This is a genomic window from Enterobacter cloacae complex sp.6700776 (assembly GCF_048284255.1).
Lineage (GTDB): Bacteria > Pseudomonadota > Gammaproteobacteria > Enterobacterales > Enterobacteriaceae > Enterobacter > Enterobacter intestinihominis.
This window is the reverse complement of sequence record NZ_JBLVYK010000015.1, coordinates 83482-98971: the sequence shown is the minus strand read 5'-3', so window position 1 is coordinate 98971 and position 15490 is coordinate 83482. Positions and strand designations below refer to the sequence as shown.

13 protein-coding genes are annotated in these 15490 nt (G+C 59.7%); 3 read left to right on the top strand and 10 right to left on the bottom strand.

Annotated features, from left to right (window positions below; all coding sequences use genetic code 11):
* Positions 1 to 142 precede the first annotated feature (142 nt).
* Entirely contained in the window at positions 143 to 2158 is a 2016-nt protein-coding gene (uvrB, locus tag ACNQ0T_RS18330; protein ID WP_003858519.1) for an excinuclease ABC subunit UvrB, read from the bottom strand.
* A 748-nt stretch (positions 2159 to 2906) separates the two neighbouring features.
* Between uvrB and ACNQ0T_RS18325 the strand changes: the two genes are divergently transcribed.
* Positions 2907 to 3629 carry an ABC transporter ATP-binding protein gene (locus ACNQ0T_RS18325; RefSeq protein ID WP_417930299.1) on the top strand — a complete coding sequence of 241 codons (723 nt, stop codon included), beginning with the start codon at positions 2907 to 2909 and terminating at the stop codon, positions 3627 to 3629.
* Here ACNQ0T_RS18325 and bioD read toward each other — a convergent pair.
* Genes bioD through bioB form a run of 4 tightly spaced genes read right to left on the bottom strand, consistent with a single transcriptional unit; the run spans position 3592 to position 7219 of the window.
* Positions 3592 to 4293, bottom strand: coding sequence for a dethiobiotin synthase (gene bioD, locus ACNQ0T_RS18320; protein WP_417930298.1), 702 nt, complete (start codon positions 4291 to 4293; stop codon positions 3592 to 3594). The genes ACNQ0T_RS18325 and bioD overlap by 38 nt on opposite strands.
* Positions 4286 to 5041: a malonyl-ACP O-methyltransferase BioC gene (gene bioC / locus ACNQ0T_RS18315; RefSeq protein ID WP_022647496.1), complete on the bottom strand. Its 756-nt coding sequence runs from the start codon at positions 5039 to 5041 to the stop codon at positions 4286 to 4288. Before bioC ends, bioD begins: the two co-directional genes overlap by 8 nt.
* Positions 5025 to 6182, bottom strand: a complete 1158-nt coding sequence (gene bioF, locus ACNQ0T_RS18310) for an 8-amino-7-oxononanoate synthase (RefSeq protein ID WP_417930297.1) — start codon at positions 6180 to 6182, stop codon at positions 5025 to 5027. Before bioF ends, bioC begins: the two co-directional genes overlap by 17 nt.
* Positions 6179 to 7219, bottom strand: a complete 1041-nt coding sequence (bioB, locus tag ACNQ0T_RS18305) for a biotin synthase BioB (RefSeq protein ID WP_063152800.1) — start codon at positions 7217 to 7219, stop codon at positions 6179 to 6181. The genes bioF and bioB overlap by 4 nt, the downstream gene beginning before the upstream one ends.
* Positions 7220 to 7305: 86 nt before the next feature.
* Here bioB and bioA point away from each other — a divergent pair, with 86 nt between their 5' ends.
* Complete coding sequence (gene bioA, locus ACNQ0T_RS18300; protein WP_417930296.1) at positions 7306 to 8595, top strand: adenosylmethionine--8-amino-7-oxononanoate transaminase; 1290 nt, start codon at positions 7306 to 7308, stop codon at positions 8593 to 8595.
* Positions 8596 to 8642: 47 nt separating this feature from the next.
* Positions 8643 to 9119 carry a kinase inhibitor gene (locus ACNQ0T_RS18295; RefSeq protein ID WP_003858531.1) on the top strand — a complete coding sequence of 159 codons (477 nt, stop codon included), beginning with the start codon at positions 8643 to 8645 and terminating at the stop codon, positions 9117 to 9119.
* 85 nt (positions 9120 to 9204) lie between these two features.
* Here the strand turns inward: ACNQ0T_RS18295 and hutH are convergent, their stop codons facing one another.
* From hutH to hutI, 5 genes are all read right to left on the bottom strand, one after another.
* The gene (hutH, locus tag ACNQ0T_RS18290; protein ID WP_417930295.1) at positions 9205 to 10725 is read right to left on the bottom strand and encodes a histidine ammonia-lyase; all 1521 of its coding nucleotides are present in this window, start codon (positions 10723 to 10725) and stop codon (positions 9205 to 9207) included.
* On the bottom strand, positions 10722 to 12410 hold the full coding sequence (hutU, locus tag ACNQ0T_RS18285) for a urocanate hydratase (RefSeq protein WP_126291937.1): 1689 nt from the start codon (positions 12408 to 12410) through the stop codon (positions 10722 to 10724). The genes hutH and hutU overlap by 4 nt, the downstream gene beginning before the upstream one ends.
* 127 nt (positions 12411 to 12537) lie before the next feature.
* Entirely contained in the window at positions 12538 to 13272 is a 735-nt protein-coding gene (locus ACNQ0T_RS18280) for a histidine utilization repressor (protein WP_417930294.1), read from the bottom strand.
* Positions 13273 to 13291: 19 nt separating this feature from the next.
* Positions 13292 to 14230: a formimidoylglutamase gene (gene hutG / locus ACNQ0T_RS18275; protein WP_417930293.1), complete on the bottom strand. Its 939-nt coding sequence runs from the start codon at positions 14228 to 14230 to the stop codon at positions 13292 to 13294.
* On the bottom strand, positions 14227 to 15450 hold the full coding sequence (gene hutI, locus ACNQ0T_RS18270; RefSeq protein ID WP_417930292.1) for an imidazolonepropionase: 1224 nt from the start codon (positions 15448 to 15450) through the stop codon (positions 14227 to 14229). Before hutI ends, hutG begins: the two co-directional genes overlap by 4 nt.
* Positions 15451 to 15490: the final 40 nt, after the last annotated feature.

The following is a 15490-nucleotide window of genomic DNA, read 5'->3' as shown; positions in this document are numbered from 1 at the left end:
CCCCCCCCCCCCCCCCCCCCCCCCCCCCCCCCCCCCCCCCCCCCCCCCCCCCCCCCCCCCCCCCCCACCCCCCCCCCCCAAATGAAGTACCTGGTCTCGTGGGCTCGGAGATGTGTATAAGAGACAGCCACCGGGCAAAAAACTACGATGCCGCAATAAACAGATCCCGCAGCTGATGCAGCTGATCGCGGATTTGCGCAGCCTCTTCGAACTCCAGATTCTGCGCGTGCTGCATCATCTGCCCTTCCAGCTCGTGGATCTTTTGCTGCAACGCTTTCGGGGTCAGCGCGACGGTATCCTCTTCCACCACTGAACGGGCCTTGCCGCGCCCTTTCGCTTTGGTCTTCGCAATGTTCTGACCCAGCGCCAGGATATCCACCACTTTCTTGTTCAGCCCCTGCGGCGTGATGCCGTGCTCTTCGTTATAGCGCTGCTGCTTCTCGCGACGACGTTCCGTTTCGCCAATCGCTTTGGCCATCGACGGGGTGATTTTATCCCCGTACAGAATCGCCTTCCCGTTGACGTTACGCGCGGCACGGCCAATGGTCTGGATCAGCGAGCGCTCGGAACGCAGGAAGCCCTCTTTGTCCGCGTCCAGAATCGCCACCAGCGACACTTCCGGCATATCCAGACCTTCTCGCAGAAGGTTGATACCCACCAGCACGTCGAACTCGCCCAGGCGCAGGTCGCGGATGATCTCCATACGCTCCACGGTATCAATATCCGAGTGGAGATACCGCACCTTCTCGCCGTGTTCTTCCAGATACTCCGTCAAATCCTCCGCCATACGTTTGGTGAGCGTGGTCACCAGTACACGCTCGTTGATGGCGGAACGGGCACGTATTTCCGAGAGCAGATCGTCCACCTGCGTCGCCACCGGACGCACCTCGATAATCGGATCCAGCAGCCCGGTCGGACGCACAACCTGGTCCACCACGTCATCACCGGATTTCTCCAGCTCGTAGTTGCCCGGCGTCGCCGATACGTAGATGGTCTGCGGAGCAAGCGCCTCAAATTCTTCAAACTTCATCGGACGGTTGTCCAGCGCTGACGGCAGTCGGAATCCGTACTCCACCAGCGTCTCTTTACGCGCGCGGTCACCGCGGTACATCCCGCCGATCTGGGGGATGGTAACGTGGGATTCGTCGATCACCAGCAGGCCGTCCGCCGGAAGGTAGTCAAACAGCGTCGGCGGCGCTTCGCCCGGCCCGCGTCCGGAGAGGTAGCGCGAGTAGTTTTCGATGCCGGAGCAGTAGCCCAGCTCGTTCATCATCTCCAGATCGAACTGGGTACGCTGGCTCAGGCGCTGCTCTTCCAGCAGCTTGTTGTTCGCCAGCAGCACCTTGCGGCGGTCTGCCAGCTCAATTTTAATCTCTTCCATCGCCTGTACGATACGCTCGCGTGGCGTCACGTAGTGCGTTTTTGGGTAGATGGTGAAGCGCTGGATCACCGACTCCACATGACCGGTCAGCGGATCGAACAGCGACAGGCGTTCAACCTCTTCATCGAACAGCTCCACGCGCAGCGCCATGTCGTCCGATTCCGCCGGGAAGATATCAATAACCTCGCCACGTACGCGGAAGGTCCCGCGCTGGAACGCCTGATCGTTACGGGTGTACTGCAACTCCGCCAGACGGCGCAAAATTGCCCGCTGATCGATGATCATCCCCTGCGTCAGGTGCAGCATCATCTTGAGATAGAGATCCGGATCGCCCAGGCCGTAGATCGCCGACACCGAGGCCACCACCACCACATCACGACGCTCCAGCAGCGCCTTGGTCGCCGACAAACGCATCTGCTCGATATGTTCGTTCACCGAGGCATCTTTCTCGATAAACGTGTCGGAGCTGGGAACGTAGGCTTCCGGCTGGTAGTAGTCGTAGTAGGAGACGAAATACTCCACCGCGTTTTCCGGGAAGAACTCTTTCATCTCACCATACAGCTGCGCCGCCAGCGTTTTGTTCGGCGCGAGAACCATCGTAGGACGCTGAAGATCGGCAATGACGTTGGCAATAGTGAAGGTTTTACCCGAACCGGTTACCCCCAGCAGGGTCTGGTGCGCCAGCCCGTCTTCCAGCCCCTCTTCCAGGCGACGAATGGCCTCGGGCTGATCCCCGGAAGGACGGAAAGCAGAATTCAATTTGAACGGTTTACTCATGGGCGACGACCTGATGACAGAATAAGCGGCAGGTGAGTAATTTTACTCGTTGTGGCCAGGATTGCCAGTAAAAAACACTGGATGGAAAACCAGTAGCGTGTCAGGATATTTAGCGTAGCGCAGAGAGGATTAGTGCGTTCGCGAGCTAAATTTCAACTGTGACAATATAAAACACCAGCCTCAGGGGGTTATCCCCAGAACTATTACTTTTTTAACATTTGTCAAGGGCGGTTATGAAAGTTTTATGGCAACAGGTGTCGCTGGCGCTGAGGGAATTGCTTTTATCTAATTCGTTAAAAAATATAGACTATTTCCTAAAGCCGCGTTTCGCATCAATTTGGGCGTAACCCGCGTGTTCTCTCGCTTATCGCGTGTTTTCTAACTCTAATGCACAAGGTTATCCACAGGAATAGTGGATAACTGCCTCCAGCCCGTACAGCATGCACTCCAGCAAATTCCCGGTTTTTCCCACGAAGCGGCAGTAAAAAATTTTTATCACTCTTTTTTGCCTGGAAAACGTTCATTTTTTCATAAGTAACCGGCGAGATCTTAATCACAATTCCGTCATTTTCCCTGCACCACGATTCGACACGCACGGCACCGGGAGCGTGCAATTCGAACAAACGTTAAGCTTTTAGCAGTGGGTTATTCCTAAAAATGGCTCTTTTTTAATCATTATTTTGTTTCTGGCAGGCGTTTTGCAGATATCAGCCTGAGCATTACCCCACACATTTTTAAGGAGAGAAAGATGTTGAGTCTGCGTGCTGTAAATCAGTTTTACGGAAGCCAACATACGCTATGGAACGTGAATATCGATTTCCCGCAAGGCATCTGTACGGGCATTGTTGGCCTGCCTGGCATGGGTAAATCCACGCTCATGAACTGCATTACCGGAAAGGTGCCCGTTGAGAGCGGCACCATCATCTGGCATGAGGCTGGCGCGCCGCCGCGTAATTTGCTCAGCCCTGCGTCAGCATTCACGGCGTCGCCAACGATAGGCTACGTCCCGCAGGATCGGCGGATATTTTCCCAGCTGACCGTCGATGAAAATCTTCATATCGCTATGCGGGCGACGGGGAAATCCGACCCGACATCAAAAAATGACGTGTACGCCCTGTTTCCGGAACTCTATCCGCTGCGACAGAGCCGTGCCTCTGCGCTGTCCCCCGACGACCAGTATCAGCTGGCCCTCGCCAGTGCGCTGGTTAATCGCCCGCGCGTGTTGATTCTGGATGAGCCCATGTATGGCGCAGGGCAAGGCTTCGCCCGCAGGCTGGGTCAACTGCTGGTACGGTTGAATCGGGAGCTGGGAATGACGGTGCTGTTAGCGGAGCAACAGCTGTCGTTTATCCGCCGGGTAGCGGATCGTTTCTGCATGCTCTATCGCGGGCGTAACGTGGCACAGGGCCACGTTAACGAGCTGGATGACGACCTTATTGCGCACTGGATGGCGCGGGACATAAGGCGCTGAGGTCAAGATAGCGTCCGGTTTCCGCCTGCTCTGCGCCGTCGGCAAGCCACGGGATCTCGCCGAGAAACGGCGCAGGCAGCACCCGCTTCAGCGTCGCCAGATACTCAGCATGACGTTTACCCGGCGCAACCACGTCATTGGCAATCCACCCTGCCAGACGCAACCCGGCCTGCTGCACGGCCTGAGCGGTCAGCATAGCGTGATTGATACAGCCAAGCTTCACGCCGACCACCAGAATGACCGGAAGCTGTTCGGCCAGCACCCAGTCAGCAAATGTCTGCTCGTCGGACAGCGGGGTAAACCAGCCGCCAGCCCCCTCCACCAGCACCCAGTCGGCCTGCGTTTCCAGGTTGCGTAATCCGGAAGAGAGCACCGAAAAATCAATCGGACGATCTTCATCGGCGCTGACGATGTGCGGCGAGGTGGGTTCAGCAAAGGTATAAGGGTTCACCGCAGAATAGGCCAGCGCAAGGCTGCTGTTACGCTGTAGCGCCAGCGCATCAGTATTGCGTAAGCCTTCCGGCGTCATCTCGCTGCCGGAGGCTACGGGCTTATACCCGGCCGTTGTTTTCCCCAGCAGACGCGCCGCCTGCAACAGCGCAGCGCTGGCAACCGTTTTACCGACCTCAGTGTCCGTACCGGTAACAAAATAACGTTCAGTCACGTTCAATAATCCCATGAAAAAGATGATAAGAGAGCGGGAACCGGCCTCGATCCTGCGGCCAGGCCAGCCCGAGACGCTGGAGTTGTCCGCGGGTAAGGGGTTTCTTCTCCCGACCGGCGTGCAGGTGCGTCGCGCCTATGCCCTTAAGAGAGCGCATGGCGCTTAACGCATCGCTAAATTCGAGGGTGACGGTCTGGACCTCGCTGCGATAACGCCAGCCTGCCAGCGCCTGAGTGACCTGTTCGTGCGAGAGAAACCGGTTGGCGTGCGGCTGCGCATCCACCGCCCTCCACGCCTGATTCAGCTCCGGCAACGAACTTTCCAGCAGGGTGGTAAAGGCCACCGCTCCGCCGGGCCGTGCCACGCGGTAAAGCTCGCGTAGCGCCTGCGACAGGCTGGTGCACCACTGCACCGCCAGATGGCTCCAGACGAGGTCAAACAGCGCATCCTCCAGCGGGATGGCCTCGATATCGGCCACCAGATAACGGTCTGCTGACTGCTGCTGGCGGGCTTCATCCAGCATCTGCGCGGATAAATCCAGCGCCGTGACGTGGCTGCCCGTTGCGCGCCAGTAGCGGCTATTGCCGCCTGGCCCGCAGCCCGCGTCCAGCACCTGCATAAAATGCCCCTCACCGAGCGCGGCCAGCAGCCCGCGCGCGCTCAGGCGTTGCAGCTCATCGTGCTGTGAATAGCTTTGCGCTGCCCGGCCAAACGCGGCGGCAACGGCCTGTTTATTGACGGGAGACATACAGTGCCTCCAGAAGCGTATCGATATCCTGCGGCTCGTGCGCTGCCGTAAGCGTCAGACGCAAGCGCGCGGTGCCTGGCGGCACGGTGGGTGGGCGGATCGCCGTGACCCACTGCCCGCGTTCTCGTAGCGCCTGTGCCAGCATCAGCGCCCGATGGTTTTCACCCACAATCACGGGCTGAATGGCGCTGTGCGAGTCGGTAAGCCGGTAAGGCAGTTCGCTTACCCCCCGGCGAAAACGCTGAATATGGTCGGCCAGGCGAGCCCGGCGTTCAGCGCCGTCTTCGCCGCGGATCACCGCAAGCGACGCAGAGAGTGCCACGGCCTGCGCCGGGGGCATGCTGGTGCTGTAGATCAGGTGCCGGGCGAACTGCACCAGGTAGTCGGCCACCGGCTCGCAGCACAACACCGCGGCACCGCTGACGCCGAAGCCTTTTCCAAAAGTGACCACCAGCAGTTCCGGCCTGACGCCCTGCTGATAAGCGCTTCCGCGTCCCTCCTCGCCGGTGACGCCAATGCCGTGGGCATCGTCGACCAGCAGCCAGGCGTTCTGCTGTTTTGCGACGTCATGCAAGGTGGCAAGGGGCGCGCTGTCGCCGTCCATGCTGAATACCCCTTCCGTCACCGCCAGCTGAAGCCCAGAACAGGGTTTACCCAGCAGGACGTTCAACTGAGAGGCATCGTTATGGGCAAAACGCCGCAGCTGCGCCGGGCTGAGACTGGCCGCTTCAAGCAGAGACGCGTGGCTCAGGCGGTCCGCGACGATGCGGTCGTCTTTGCCCATCAGGGCGGCAATCACCGCCTGATTCGCGGCAAAACCGGAGATAAACAGCAGCGCCCGCGGGTACCCCAGCCAGTCGGCCAGCTCTTCCTCCAGCGCGTGATGCGCCGTGGTGTAGCCGCTGACGTGCCCGGAGCCACCGCTGCCCACGCCGTAACGATCCGCGCCCTGCTGCCAGGCACGAACGATTTGCGGGTGCTGGCTCAGGCCCAGATAATCGTTGCTGGAGAAATTACAGAACCGCTCTCCTTCCCGGGTGAGAAAACGGCCTGCACCGTTTTCCACTACCCTGCGTACCCGAAACGCATCCGCCGCCCGCCGCTCGTCGAGCGCGGTCCTGATACGTGCCTGCCAGGTCATACGGCTGCCGCGTTGTAGAACTGGTCAGTGTCGGCGTTGAAAATCTGCTGCTCCAGCTGCTGCTGTTGCTCGTTATCCCCCGCCTGTACCCCAGTCTGGTGTGGGTTCAGCCCCAGCTTGCGGAACAGCTGAACGTCTTTGTCCTCTTCCGGGTTTGGTGTGGTCAGCAGTTTGCAACCGTAGAAGATGGAGTTGGCCCCGGCCATAAAGCACATCGCCTGGGTCTGCTCGCTCATCTGCTCGCGACCGGCAGAGAGGCGAACGTAAGAGGTTGGCATCATGATGCGCGCCACCGCGATGGTGCGGATGAAATCGAAGGCATCCACGTCCTCATTATCCGCCAGCGGCGTGCCTTTTACCTTCACCAGCATGTTGATGGGCACGCTTTCCGGAGGGGTCGGCAGGTTCGCCAGCTGTAACAGCAGGCCGGCACGATCTTTTACCGTTTCGCCCAGTCCCACGATCCCGCCGGAACAGACCTTGATCCCCGCATCACGCACTTTATCCAGCGTGTCCAGACGCTCCTGATAGGTGCGCGTGGTGATGATGTTGCCGTAGAATTCCGGCGAGGTATCGAGGTTGTGATTGTAGTAATCCAGCCCTGCCGCCGAGAGGCGCTGCGCCTGCTCCTCGTTCAGCGTACCCAGGGTCATGCAGGCTTCAAGCCCCATCTCCTTCACCCCCTTCACCATCTGCTCCAGATAGGGCATGTCGCGCTCATGGGGGTTTTTCCACGCCGCGCCCATGCAGAAGCGGGTTGAGCCAGCGTTTTTGGCCTTGCGCGCTGAGTCGAGCACCTGCTCGACTTCCATCAGGCGCTCGGATTCGAGACCGGTTTTATAGCGCGCGCTTTGCGGGCAATATTTGCAGTCTTCCGGGCAAGCCCCGGTTTTAATCGACAGCAGCGTGCTGACCTGAACATGACGCGGATCGAAGTGCTGGCGGTGCACCTGTTGCGCCTCAAATATCAGCTCCAGGAAAGGTTTGTTGAATAATTCAGTGACTTGCGACATCGTCCAGCGTGCGTGGTGAGCCATCGGGCTTCTCCAAAGGGTTTTGTTAATTGTCGGTTCGGTTTATACTTGTAAACCTAAAACTTTTCAAAATGGTTTACAAGTCGATTATGACCCAGGACGATCTCGCCTTCGACAAGCAGCATATCTGGCACCCTTACACCTCCACGACCCGCCCCCTTCCCGTCTATCCGGTAGCCTCGGCCCACGGCTGCGAGCTGCATCTCGCCAGCGGCGAGCGGCTTGTTGACGGGATGTCCTCCTGGTGGGCGGCGATCCATGGCTACAACCACCCGCGTCTGAACGCGGCGATGAAAGCGCAGATTGACCATATGTCACACGTGATGTTTGGCGGGATCACGCATCAGCCCGCGGTGGATTTATGCCGTCGCCTGGTAGCGATGACGCCTGAATCGCTGGAGTGTGTTTTCCTGGCTGATTCCGGCTCGGTGGCCGTGGAAGTGGCGATGAAAATGGCGTTGCAGTACTGGCATGCGAAGGGCGAAACGCGCCAGCGGTTCCTCACCTTCCGCAACGGCTATCACGGCGACACCTTCGGGGCGATGTCGGTGTGCGATCCGGACAACTCCATGCACAGCCTGTGGAAAGGCTACCTGCCGGAAAACCTGTTTGCGCCAGCCCCGCAGAGCCGCTTCGACGGCGAATGGGACGAGATGGACATGGTGGGCTTCGCGCGGTTGATGGCGGCCCATCGCCACGAGGTTGCCGCCGTTATTCTCGAACCGATTGTGCAGGGCGCGGGCGGAATGCGGATGTATCACCCCGAGTGGCTGAAGCGCATTCGGAAGATGTGCGACCGCGAAGGGATTTTGCTGATTGCCGATGAGATCGCCACCGGCTTTGGTCGTACCGGGAAGCTGTTTGCCTGCGAGCATGCGGGGATCGCGCCGGATATTCTGTGCCTGGGGAAAGCGCTCACCGGCGGCACCATGACGCTCTCCGCCACGCTCACCACCCGCCAGGTTGCCGACACCATCAGCGACGGCGACGCGGGCTGCTTTATGCACGGCCCGACGTTTATGGGCAACCCGCTGGCCTGCGCCGTGGCAAGTGAAAGCCTCGCCATTCTGGAGAGCGGCGAGTGGCAGACGCAGGTGGCGGCGATTGAGGCGCAGCTGAAGCAGCAGCTAAGCGTGGCGGCGGATGCGGAATACGTCGCGGACGTCCGCGTGCTGGGCGCCATCGGGGTGATCGAGACAACGCATCCGGTGAACATGGCCGCGTTGCAGCGCTTCTTCGTTGACCAGGGCGTTTGGGTGCGACCTTTCGGTAAGCTGATTTACCTCATGCCGCCGTACAGCATTTCTCCGGATCAGCTCCACAAGCTGACCGGGGCAGTGGTTAAAGCCGTTAACATATCAGCGCATTTCACGATTTAACCCCATGCGTTACACTTTCTGAATGAGTGAGTAACGAGGGAAATAGGATGAAAATCATCAGTAAAGATTTGCGCGACGGCGAAAAGCTGCCGGAACGTCACGTGTTTAACGGGATGGGTTATCAGGGAGATAATATCTCTCCCCATCTGGCGTGGGACGATGTACCAGCGGGAACCAAAAGTTTTGTCGTGACCTGCTACGATCCAGATGCGCCAACCGGCTCGGGCTGGTGGCACTGGATCGTGGCAAACCTGCCCGCCGACACCCGCGTGCTGCCGCAGGGTTCCGGTTCCGATCTGGTTGCCCTGCCCGACGGTGCGATTCAGACCCGCACGGACTTTGGCAAAGCGGGCTACGGCGGCGCGGCGCCGCCAAAAGGGGAAACGCACCGCTATATCTTCACGGTGCACGCGCTGGATGTGGACAAGATTGAGGTTGACGAAGGGGCGAGCGGGGCAATGGTAGGCTTTAACGTCCATTTCCATTCGCTGGGCAGCGCGTCGATTACGGCGATGTATTCATAAAAAAAGCCGGGTGGCGGCTACGCCTTACCCGGACTACATTTCGTATTCGTAGGCCCGGTAAGCGCAGCGCCACCGGGCAAAAAAATCACAGCACGGAAGGTAGCAGTCCTGCAAGGGTTTCTTCTTCCAGAAGCTGTATCGCCTTATCAATATCCGGCGCAAAAAAGCGGTCCTCATCGTAGTGCGTAACGTGCTCGCGCAGCGTATGACGCGCCTGCTCCAGCAGCGGGCTGGATTTTAGCCCTTCGCGTAAATCAATACCCTGACACGCCGCCAGCCATTCCACCGCCAGCACGCCGCGGGTGTTGGAGGCCATCTCCCACAGTCGACGCCCGGCAGCCGGGGCCATCGAAACGTGATCTTCCTGATTTGCTGACGTTGGCAGGCTGTCCACGCAGTGCGGATGCGACAGGGCTTTGTTTTCGCTTGCCAGTGCTGCGGCGGTGACCTGGGCGATCATAAAGCCCGAGTTCACGCCGCCGTTGCGCACCAGGAATGGCGGCAGCTGGGACATGTGTTTATCCATCATTAGTGCGATTCGACGCTCGGACAACGCTCCGATTTCGGCCATCGCCAGCGCGATATTATCTGCGGCCATCGCCACCGGCTCGGCGTGGAAGTTGCCGCCGGAGACCACCTCGTTTTCCTGAGCAAACACCAGTGGGTTGTCGGACACCGCATTGGCCTCCACCAGCAGCACTTCTGCCGCCTGGCGAAGCTGTGTCAGGCATGCGCCCATCACCTGCGGCTGGCAGCGCAGAGAATACGGATCCTGCACCTTCTCGCAGTTATGGTGTGATTCGGCAATGTCGCTGGTATCGGTAAGTACGTGGCGGTACATGGCTGCGGCATCAATCTGACCACGCTGGCCGCGCACCTCGTGGATGCGGGCATCGAACGGACGACGCGAGCCGAGCACCGCTTCAGTGGTCAGCGCACCACACACCACCGCGGAGGCGAACAGATCTTCCGCTTCAAACAGGCCGCGCAGCGCAAAGGCCGTCGACGCCTGCGTACCGTTGAGCAGCGCCAGCCCTTCTTTTGCCGCGAGGGTGATCGGCGCTAAGCCGGCTTTTTTCAGCGCCTCTTTCGCAGGCAGCCACTCCCCTTGCCAGCGCGCCTTGCCTTCACCCAGCAGGAGCAGCGACATATGCGCCAGCGGTGCCAGATCGCCGGAAGCTCCGACGGAGCCCTTCGCCGGGATCCACGGATAAACTTCAGCATTCACCAGCGCCATCAGCGCCTGGATCACGCTCAGACGAATGCCGGAAAACCCACGCGCCAGGCTGTTGATTTTCAACACCATCATCAGGCGGACGATCTCATCGTCCAGCGGCTGGCCAACCCCCGCCGCGTGCGACAACACCAGCGAACGTTGTAAATTCTCCAGATCGTGCGTGGCAATGCGGGTCTGTGCCAGCAGGCCAAACCCGGTATTGATGCCGTAGGCGGTGCGCCCCTCCGCTACAATCGCCTCCACGCAGGCCACGCTGTCGTTAATGGCACGGTGGGCGCTTTCATCAAGGGCGAGTGTCACCGGCTGACGCCAGACGTGACGCAGCTGTTTGAGCGACAAAGAGCCGGGAGTAAGTGTTAACGCGTTCATGCAGGCTTTCCTTGTGTGGCGGGGATCATCGGCAGGTTCAGGCCCTGCTCTTTGGCACAATCAATGGCAATCTCGTAACCCGCATCCGCGTGGCGCATTACGCCGGTTGCCGGGTCGTTATGCAGCACGCGAGCAATACGTGCCGCCGCTTCGTCGGTACCGTCACAGACGATGACCATCCCGGAGTGCTGGGAGAAGCCCATCCCGACGCCGCCGCCGTGGTGCAGCGACACCCAGGTTGCGCCGCTGGCGGTGTTCAGCAGGGCATTCAGCAGCGGCCAGTCGGAGACCGCATCCGAGCCGTCGCGCATGGCTTCGGTTTCACGGTTCGGACTGGCGACAGAGCCGGAGTCCAGGTGGTCGCGGCCAATGACGATCGGCGCGGAGACTTCGCCGCTGCGCACCATTTCGTTAAAGGCGAGGCCGAGTTTTTGCCGCCACTCCAGCCCGACCCAGCAGATACGCGCCGGCAGGCCCTGGAAGTTAATGCGCTCGCGCGCCATATCCAGCCAGCGATGCAGGTGTTCGTCGTCGGCGACAATCTCTTTCACTCTGGCGTCGGTTTTGTAGATATCCTCCGGGTCGCCGGACAGGGCAACCCAGCGGAACGGCCCGATGCCGCGGCAGAACAGCGGACGAATATAGGCGGGCACGAAGCCGGGGAAGTCAAAGGCGTTATTCACCCCCATCTCTTTCGCCATCTGGCGGATGTTATTCCCGTAATCAAAGGTCGGAATCCCCATCTTACTGAAGGCGAGCATCGCGGAGACGTGTTCCGCCATGGCGCGTTTAGCCGCCAGTACCGTGCCCTCAGGATCGGTTTCCGCTTTTTGCTGGTAGTCTTCCCACGTCCAGCCTTTTGGCAGATAGCCGTGGAGCGGATCGTGAGCGCTGGTCTGGTCGGTGACCAGATCCGGACGCACGCCGCGCGCCGCCAGTTCCGGCAGAATATCCGCCGCGTTGCCGCACAGGGCAACCGACACGGCTTTGCCTTCAGCGGTGTACTTTTTGATGCGCGCCAGCGCGTCATCGAGGTTGTCGGCCTGTTCATCGACATAGCGGGTACGCAGACGGAAATCGATGCGGCTCTGCTGGCACTCAATGTTCAGGGAGCACGCGCCGGCCAGCGTCGCGGCCAGCGGCTGCGCGCCGCCCATGCCGCCCAGTCCGGCGGTGAGCACCCAGCGGCCTTTCAGTGAGCCGTTATAGTGCTGTCGGCCCGCTTCCACGAAGGTTTCATAGGTGCCCTGCACAATCCCCTGGCTGCCGATGTAGATCCAGCTACCCGCGGTCATCTGGCCGTACATGGCCAGCCCTTTTGCGTCCAGCTCGTTGAAGTGTTCCCACGTCGCCCAGTGCGGCACCAGGTTGGAGTTGGCAATCAGCACACGGGGCGCATTTTTATGGGTTTTGAATACGCCAACCGGCTTGCCGGATTGCACCAGCAGCGTTTCGTCGTTTTCGAGATTCGTCAAAGACTCGACAATCGCGTCATAGCACGCCCAGTTGCGCGCGGCGCGGCCAATGCCGCCGTAGACCACCAGCTCATGGGGATTCTCTGCTACCTCAGGATCAAGGTTGTTCATTAACATGCGCAGCGGTGCTTCGGTGAGCCAGCTTTTTGCGGTGAGCGTGGTGCCGCGCGCGGCGCGGACATCCTGCTTGCGGTATTTATCTGACGACATTGTGTGTTCCTCATAAGGGACAGGTGATGCATTTAGATATACTTGTATAGACAAGCACACACAAGGTCGGATTTAACAAAAAAGATACAATTTTGCTATATTGCGTTAGCGATCACGCTTATAAAACTTATGACATAAAGTGGCCCTGCAACCGGTAACGATTCCCCGGGAACAGCAGCTTCGCATGCGATACAATTTGCGAGGACGACCAGGTACGACGGCGGATCAGCAGGCAGGGATCGTGCTCTTTAATACGCAACAACTCGCACTCCTGAGGCGTGGCGCGCACGGCCTCCACGATATGCTCCCCTTCCGTCAGCGGGGCGACGAGCGAGAGATACGCATGCGGTGTGGTTTGGGTGTAATCCTGGTTCAGGTAGTCCGGGATCCGCTCCGCGTTGACGCAGCGATCTTCAATCTGGACCGGAATATCGTTCTCATAATGCACCATCACCGAATGGAAGATCCGGGTGCCCTCTTTAACGTTCAGCTCGATGGCCTGTTCGGCGCTGGCCTGCGTCGCTTCAAGCACCAGCACTTCGCAGTGGTGCTGATGGTTGCGGGCGGCAATTTCATCGGCAATGCTGCGGATTTCAAACAGCGCCGACTGTCCTTTTGGCTCGGCGACAAAGGTTCCGACACCCTGCAAACGCACCAGCAACCCTTCATCGGTCAGTTCCCGCAGCGCCCGGTTAATGGTCATTCGACTAAAGCCAAACTGCGCGACCAGTTCAGCTTCGGAGGGAATACGGTCGTGCGGACGCCAGACGCCGGCAGCAATTTTTTCGCTGATCGCCTTTTTCACCTTCTCATAAAAAGGTGCGGGTGGGCTGGAGGGTTGCTGCGGTGAGCGTGAAAACATGCTGACTCCTGTAATGTGGTTATGCCCACCAGTGAGCAATTTGCCAGGCCAGTCGGGCGGCAAGCTTCGCCCCCTGACCGTCCCGGTCGTAGTGCGGATTATATTCCACCAGATCCGCCGCCTGTAGTTTACCGCTTCGGCAGATACGCTCAATCACCGGGAACAGATCCAGCGCCGGGATCCCCAACGCCGCAGGGGCGGATACGGCGGGCATTTCTGCGGCGGGCAGCACATCGAGGTCAACGGTGAGATAAACCCGGTCTGCCTGCGCAAGCACGCTATCCAGCGCGGATAGCGCATCCCGGCGAAAATCGAGATCTTCAACCAGCATCACGTTCAACCGTTCAGCTTCCTCCCACAGCGCCTGGGTATTCGCCGCACGGCTTACCCCCAGGCAGGCGTAGTGAAACGACCGCGACTGCGACGCGCAGTAGTGCGCCAGCTGGCGGAACGGCGTGCCGGACGTAGCCCGTTCAGCCTTACGCAAATCGAGATGCGCATCCAGGTTGATCACCGCAATGCAATCGTTCGGAAAGGCATCCAGCACGCCGCGCCCGTGCGCCCAGGCGGTTTCATGTCCACCGCCGAAAACCAGAGTACGCATCCCGGATTGCTGGCACGCGGTAATGGCCTCGCTCAGCGCCTGCTGTGCCGCCTCCAGCGCATTGCCTTCAACAAAAATGGAGCCCATATCCACGAGGCGCGCATGCCCCTGATGGCTCGCCATATTCGCCAGCGCGCCGCGCAGCACATCGGGAGCCTGTGCAGCACCGGGCCTGCCCTGGTTACGCTTAACCCCTTCATCACATTCAAAGCCCAGCAGGGCGATGCCTGACGGCACGGGTGCAAAGTGTTCGCGCTGCTGTATGGTCTGGAAGAGACGTTTCGCGGTGCTGGATTCGGCGCTGTCGTCACGACCCTGCCAGACCTGCGGGGAAACGGGATGCCACAATTTCATGCTACCTGCCCCCGAAACACGCGTTGATATAAAGGATTCCGCCCCGGCTCGTAAACCATCTCAACCGGATGATTCGCCTCCCAGACGACGAAATCAGCCACATAACCGGGCTTTAACTGCCCGTGCGTCGCGCCACGACCTAGCGCCTGCGCCGCATGCCGCGTCACGCCAGCCCAGGCCTCTTCCGGCGTGAGGCCAAACTGGACGCAGGCCATGTTCATTGCCAGATGCAGGCTGGCAAACGGGCTGGTGCCCGGGTTGTAGTCGGTAGCCACCGCCATCGGCACGCCCTGCTCTCTGAGCTGCGCCACCGGTGGACGCTGGCGCTCCTGAAGAAAATAGAACGCGCCGGGGAGCAATACCGCCACCGTGCCGCTTTGCGCCATCGCCTGAATACCTGCATCATCGAGATACTCAATATGATCGGCCGACAGCCCCTTATACTGGCTGACCAGCGCCGCGCCGCCCAGATTCGACAGTTGCTCTACATGCCCTTTAACCGGTATCCCGAGCGCGGCGGCGGCCTGGAACAGGCGCTCGGTTTGCGCCGGGGTAAAGCCGACGTTTTCACAAAATACGTCCACCGCTTCAAATAACTCTTTTTGCCACAGCGTGGGCATGATCTGCTCAGAGACCAGCGTGAGATAGGCATCCGGATCCTGTCGGTACTCGGCAGGAACGGCGTGCGCGGCCAGCAGCGTCGGGCTGATATCGACCAGATTGTTCAGGCTGAGCTGGCGGGCAACCAGCAGCATTTTCTCTTCGGCCTGGACGTTCAGTCCGTATCCCGATTTGATTTCAATGGTCGTTACGCCTTCATTCATCAGCCGCTGGAGCCGCTGCTGCGCCACCGTCAGGAGCATTTCCGGCGAACTGTTGCGGGTCGCCGTGACCGTGGCGTTAATACCGCCGCCCTGCGCGCTAATGGTCTGATACGACACGCCGTTAAGCCGTTGTTCCCATTCCGCTGCGCGATCGCCGCCGAACACCAGATGGGTGTGGCAATCGATCAGGCCGGGAGTAACCAGACGCCCGCCGAGATCGACACACTGACGATGCCCGGAGGGGATCTCGGCTTCAGGAATAACGGCCGCAATCGTCTGGCCGCGCACGACGAGGGCATGTTGTTCTTTCAGACCATAGGGTTCCGGCTCACCTGTTGCCAGGGTCGCCAGTCGCGCATTTCGCCATATCACATCATCGGGATGAAGCTGCTGCATGTGCCTTCCGCTTGTCATGGGTTGTATAGACATTTATTTT